The sequence below is a fragment of the Burkholderia sp. Se-20378 genome (assembly GCF_017104665.1).
Lineage (GTDB): Bacteria > Pseudomonadota > Gammaproteobacteria > Burkholderiales > Burkholderiaceae > Burkholderia > Burkholderia lata.
Genome location: NZ_JAAGPG010000605.1, coordinates 1 through 4937 on the forward strand (window position 1 = coordinate 1; position 4937 = coordinate 4937).

Annotated in this window: 5 protein-coding genes, 1 other RNA gene and 1 pseudogene; 3 read left to right on the forward strand and 4 right to left on the reverse strand. The window is 66.8% G+C overall.

All coding sequences use genetic code 11. The features are described from left to right. Both G3N93_RS34645 and G3N93_RS34650 read right to left on the reverse strand, forming a co-directional pair. A partial coding sequence (locus G3N93_RS34645; protein ID WP_206134990.1) for an NADH-quinone oxidoreductase subunit NuoF occupies window positions 1-1148 on the reverse strand: 1148 nt, incomplete at its 3' end. After that, window positions 1145-1645 carry an NAD(P)H-dependent oxidoreductase subunit E gene (locus G3N93_RS34650; RefSeq protein WP_206134991.1) on the reverse strand — a complete coding sequence of 167 codons (501 nt, stop codon included), beginning with the start codon at window positions 1643-1645 and terminating at the stop codon, window positions 1145-1147. The genes G3N93_RS34645 and G3N93_RS34650, both read right to left, overlap by 4 nt. Before the next feature lie 131 nt (window positions 1646-1776). Here G3N93_RS34650 and G3N93_RS34655 point away from each other — a divergent pair, with 131 nt between their 5' ends. The 3 genes from G3N93_RS34655 (at window position 1777) to G3N93_RS34665 (ending at window position 3987) form a co-directional block, all read left to right on the forward strand. Further along, window positions 1777-2883 carry a substrate-binding domain-containing protein gene (locus tag G3N93_RS34655; protein WP_206134992.1) on the forward strand — a complete coding sequence of 369 codons (1107 nt, stop codon included), beginning with the start codon at window positions 1777-1779 and terminating at the stop codon, window positions 2881-2883. A gap of 101 nt (window positions 2884-2984) precedes the next feature. Next, window positions 2985-3254: a hypothetical protein gene (locus G3N93_RS34660; protein ID WP_174944705.1), complete on the forward strand. Its 270-nt coding sequence runs from the start codon at window positions 2985-2987 to the stop codon at window positions 3252-3254. A gap of 379 nt (window positions 3255-3633) precedes the next feature. Further along, on the forward strand, window positions 3634-3987 hold the full coding sequence (locus G3N93_RS34665; protein WP_011351324.1) for a DUF4148 domain-containing protein: 354 nt from the start codon (window positions 3634-3636) through the stop codon (window positions 3985-3987). A 274-nt stretch (window positions 3988-4261) separates the two neighbouring features. On the opposite strand, the gene ssrA is transcribed toward G3N93_RS34665, so the two are convergent. Next, window positions 4262-4631, reverse strand: a transfer-messenger RNA (tmRNA) gene (ssrA, locus tag G3N93_RS34670). A gap of 17 nt (window positions 4632-4648) precedes the next feature. Beyond that, a pseudogene (locus G3N93_RS34675) lies at window positions 4649-4819 on the reverse strand (phosphoglycolate phosphatase); the annotation flags it as partial. Window positions 4820-4937 lie beyond the last annotated feature (118 nt).

Sequence of the window (4937 nt, forward strand, 5' to 3'; positions counted from 1 at the left end):
CCCACCTGCGCGGCGCGGGCGGGCCGGCCGCTTGCCGTGCCGCCGCCGAAGTCGAACAACAGCTCGCGCAGCGTGACGCCGAACGCGAGCTCGACGAGGCCGCCGTGGCGGATGTTGCCCGCGAGCTGGAACGGCAGCGTGCCGCGCGAGCGGCCCATCCCGTAGTCGCGATAGAACGCGGCGCCGCGCGCGAAGATCACGGGCGCCGTCGCGAGCGTGATCACGTTGTTGATGACGGTCGGCTGGCCGTACAGGCCGGCGAGCGCAGGCAGCGGCGGTTTCGCGCGCACGACGCCGCGCTTGCCTTCGAGCGATTCGAGCAGCGCCGTTTCCTCGCCGCACACGTACGAGCCCGCGCCTTTCGCGACGTGCAGCTCGAACGCATGCGCGGAGCCGAGCACATGCTCGCCGAGCCAGCCGGCTTCACGTGCGCGGACGATCGCGGCTTCGAGCATGGCGATCGCGTGCGGGTATTCGCTGCGCACGTAGATGTAGCCGACCGTCGCGCCGGTCGCGACGCCTGCGATGATCATCCCTTCGATCAGGCAGTACGGATCGCACTCCATGATCAGGCGGTCGGAGAACGTGCCCGAATCGCCTTCGTCTGCATTGCAGACGATGTATTTCTGCGTGGCGCTTGCTTGCCGGACCGTGCGCCACTTGATGCCGGCCGGGAACGCCGCACCGCCGCGGCCGCGCAGCCCCGATTCGATCAGCGCTTCGCACGCGGTATCGCCGTCGAGCGCGAGTACGTTCTTCAGGCCGGCGAGGCCTTCGTATTGCAGGTAGTCGTCGATCGACAGCGGATCGGTCAGCCCGATGCGTGCGAACGTGAGGCGTTGCTGGCGCGCGAGATAGGGCAGTGCGTCGACGAGGCCGACGCCGCTCGGATGCGCGCCGCCTTCGAGCCAGTTTGCGTCGAACAGGGCCGGCACGTCGGCGGCCGACAGGTTGGCATAGCCGACGCGGCCGGCGGCCGTGCCGACCTCGACGAGCGGCTCGAGCCACAGCAGCCCGCGCGAACCGTTGCGGACCAGTTCGACGGCGACGCCGCGCAGTTCGGCTTCCGCCGCAATCGCGGCGGCGAGTGCATCGGCGCCGAGCGCCAGTGCGGACGAATCGCGCGGGACGTAGATGCGGGTCGTCATGCGGCCTCCGGGGTGTGGTCGGCGGCCTCGGCAAGCAGCGCGTCGAATTTCGCCGGCGTGACCTTGGCATGCAGCACGCCGTTGACCGTCAGCGTCGGCGACTGCGCACACAGCCCGAGGCAGTAAACCGATTCGAGCGCGACGTCACCGGGCGCATGCGCATCGGCGGCATCGCCGTGCGCCGCGTCGAACCGGCAGCCCGTGCGGGCTTCCGCATGCGCGGCCAGCGCTTCGCAGCCCATGCTGCGGCACGCTTCGGCGCGGCACATCTGGATCGTCACGCGCGCGGGCGGCGCGGTGCGGAAGTGGTGGTAGTAAGTCAGTACGCCGTGCACTTCCGCGCGCGACAGGTTGAGTGCGCGGGCGAGCGGCGCGACGCAGCCTGGCGGCACGTAACCGGCGTCGTCCTGGATCGCGTGCAGGATCGCCACGAGCGACCGGCCGGCGCGTGCATGGCGCTCGACGAGCGCGTCGGGCGCTTGGGAATTCGGGGACATCAGTTGTGCTCCTCCAAAGTCTCATATGCGCTCGAGATTCATATAGTGCGCATCGCGACTTCGTTCTGATTGATTTTGACCAACGATAAGCGGAAGATTTGGCGGTCGCAATAGGAAATCGGAGTGCATAATTGATTCGAATCGAATGCGACGCGTATCTGACCGTACGCGACACGGCTGGCCGTGCGGCCAGCCTGTCGGATGTCGCACCCTTGCTGGAGCTCGTGGCCGATACAGGCAGCATTGCGCAGGCCGCGCAAGCGAAAGGGCTGTCCTACCGGCACGCGTGGGGCATGCTGCGCGCGCTGGAGGCGTGCATCGGCGGGGAACTGATCGAAACCGCGCGCGGCAAGGGCTCGACGCTGTCGGCGCTCGGGCAGGCCGTCGTCGATGCACAGCGCCTCGCGCGCAGCCGGCTCGACGGGAACCTGCGCACGCTGGCGGCCGAAGTGGCGAGCGACCTGAACCGGCGGCTCGCGCAGCGCGACGGCGCCGTGCGCATCCACGCGTCGCACGGCTACGCGGTCGCGACGCTCGTCTCCGCGCTCGTCGATGCGCAGGCGGCTGTCGACATCAAGTATCGCGAGAGCGTCGAGGCCGTGCAGGCGCTTGCGCGCGGCGAGTGCGACCTGGCAGGCTTTCATCTGCCGCGCGGCGCGTTTCGCGCGCAGTGCGCGCAGATCTACCGGCCGTGGCTCGACGATACGCGCCATGTGCTGATCCACCTGACACGGCGCCAGCAGGGGCTGTTCGTTCCGCGTGGCAACCCCAAACAGGTTCGCGGGCTCGCGGATCTCGCGCGCACTGACATCCGCTTCGTCAATCGCCAGCCGGGGTCGGGCACGCGCATGCTGCTGGATCTTGCGCTGCGCGCGATCGGCATCGATCCCGAGCGCATCGACGGCTACGCGTCGGCCGAACTTACGCATTCGGCGATCGCGGCGTTCGTCGCGAGCGGAATGGCCGATCTCGGCTTCGGCGTCGAGCCGGCCGCCCATCATTTCGGGCTCGATTTCATCCCGGTCGTCGACGAAGACTATTACTTTGCATGCGAACGCGCGCGGCTCGACGCGCGGCCGCTTGCCGGCGTACTGGCGCTGTTGCGCGATGCGCGCTTCGTCGAGCGCGTCACGCATCTCGACGGCTACGATCCGGCCGCGTGCGGAACGCTGACGAGTGTCGCGGCGGGGCTGGCCGGCGGCGACGGCGCAAGCGTGCCCGCGGGCAATTCCCGGTAACGCGGGCGCGATCGCATCGCGATGCAGCAGCGGGGGATTTGCGCTACGCTTGCCGCTTGACCAACGTTCCAACAAGCACGCCATTCAAGCGTCATCCCGCCATGAAATTTTCCGTTCCCCTCGCCGCGGCAGCGTTGACCGCGGGGCTGCTGGCTGCTGTTTCGCCGTTTGCGCTCGCGCAGAATTCACCTGGTGTGCCCGGCGGTATCCTGAGCGAGCAGTTTCGCCTGAACGAGCATCCGCAGATGCCGTTCGCAGCGTCGGCGCCGTCGCAGAAATATCAGAGTGGCAAGAAGTCGGCCTTGCGTCGCAAGGGCGACATGGGTGATCCGAATGGCTGCAACCTGAAGTGTCCGATGGATAGCCGGTAACCTGGCTGACAGGCGTGTCCGCACGATAGTCATGCGGCACCGGTTCGACGGGCGGGCATTGCGCCCGCGCACCGCTCTGGCTGTCTGACCGGCAACTGCAGGAATCCAGAACGATTCCGATTCTGTCCGAGCCCCGCGAAGCGTTGCCGCTTCGCGGGGCTTTTGCTTTCCAGCGAATCTTCTTGCGATTCGATGCCGAGCGATGTCCGCACGTGCGCATCGCCGGCCTGGCAGGTGATATAGGGTTAACCCGTAAATCAGGAAGGATGTCTTCCAGAAACCTGCCTTATTCTTAAGCATCCGCCTACATAAACTTCGGGTTGTCAGCGATGAACAAGGTGTTCACCGCGAACACAGACAAATCTGGAGGTAGGTCATCATGAAGTCGCTCGTTCAAGCTGTTGTCGTTGCTGCCGCTCTCGTTGCCCCGGTCGTGTCGTTCGCCCAGTCGGGTTCCACGATCACCCGCGCGCAGGTTCGTGCCGAACTGGTCCAACTGCAGCAGGCAGGTTACAACTCCGCTCGCGGTGAAGATCCGCATTACCCGGAAGCAATCCAGGCTGCAACGGCGCGTGTTGCAGAGCAACAGCGCAGCGCGCTGGCGCAAGCGCAAGGCGCCGACGCCAGCGGTTACGGCGCACAGGCGCAGGGCGCATCGGCATCGGGTTCGCGGGCAATGGGCGTGCGTCCGGCCACCGCTGAAGAAATGAAGTCGCTGTATCGAGGCAGCTAAACCGCGCATTGCCCGGCGTGCGTGAATGCCGGGTGCGACGACGCGTCGCGCCCGACACTGCGGCGCCCGGGCTGGCCGCTGCCTGGCGCGATCGATGACTGCGCGGGCGCGGCAGGACATCCGTCACCTCCTGTCGCCGGAAGTCCGGTGGCATTCCGCCCGGCCCACCCGTGGCTGGGCGCTTTTTCGGAAGGAGAGGGCGCGTGCGTTTCGCCGGCAACAAAAAACCCCGCAGACTTGCGTCATGCGGGGTTTGTGCGGCGAGCGCGGAATTTGGTGGAGGCGGCGGGAATCGAACCCGCGTCCAGAAGCGCTCCACGACTAGTTCTACATGTTTAGTTCGGTCATTTGATTTAACCGCAGCGACGCGGACGAACACGCTGCACTACGGCGATTCGCTAGATTTTCGACCCTGGCGTCGCGACGCCGACAGGGCTTAACTGACGTAAATGACCTCTGGCGGTATTGCTACCGGTCTTGCGACACTAGCCCGTCAGTGAACTAGGCAGAGGACGGCGGCCCTTAGGCTGCCAGTGCGAACGTATCGTCGTTTGCAGTTACGATTTTCCCATTGATTAACGAGGTGACGGGTCCTCGACATGCCCTAGCCGCTTCACAACCCCTGTCGAAACCAGGTCGCCCCCGCGGATAAGATCAAGCATTATAGCCCAACATCGCGCAGTAGTTCGCGCAGTTGCTGCGTCGTGTCGACGAGATGCTGCGCTTGCCAGTCGGCCGGCGCGGCGCCGTCACCGCCATAGCCGTACGCGGCCGCAACCCGTGCCCTGCCCGCGGCGCCGCCGGCCTGACTGTCGCGCAGGACAGCGCCCACCCGAGGGCGCGCCGCCCCGGCTTGAACTGGGCGGGCCTACCGAGCGGACGCGCAAGGCGCGGGGCGCACGCGCGCGTACACGACACCCGCCCCGCCCCGCCGACACCACGACAACCGA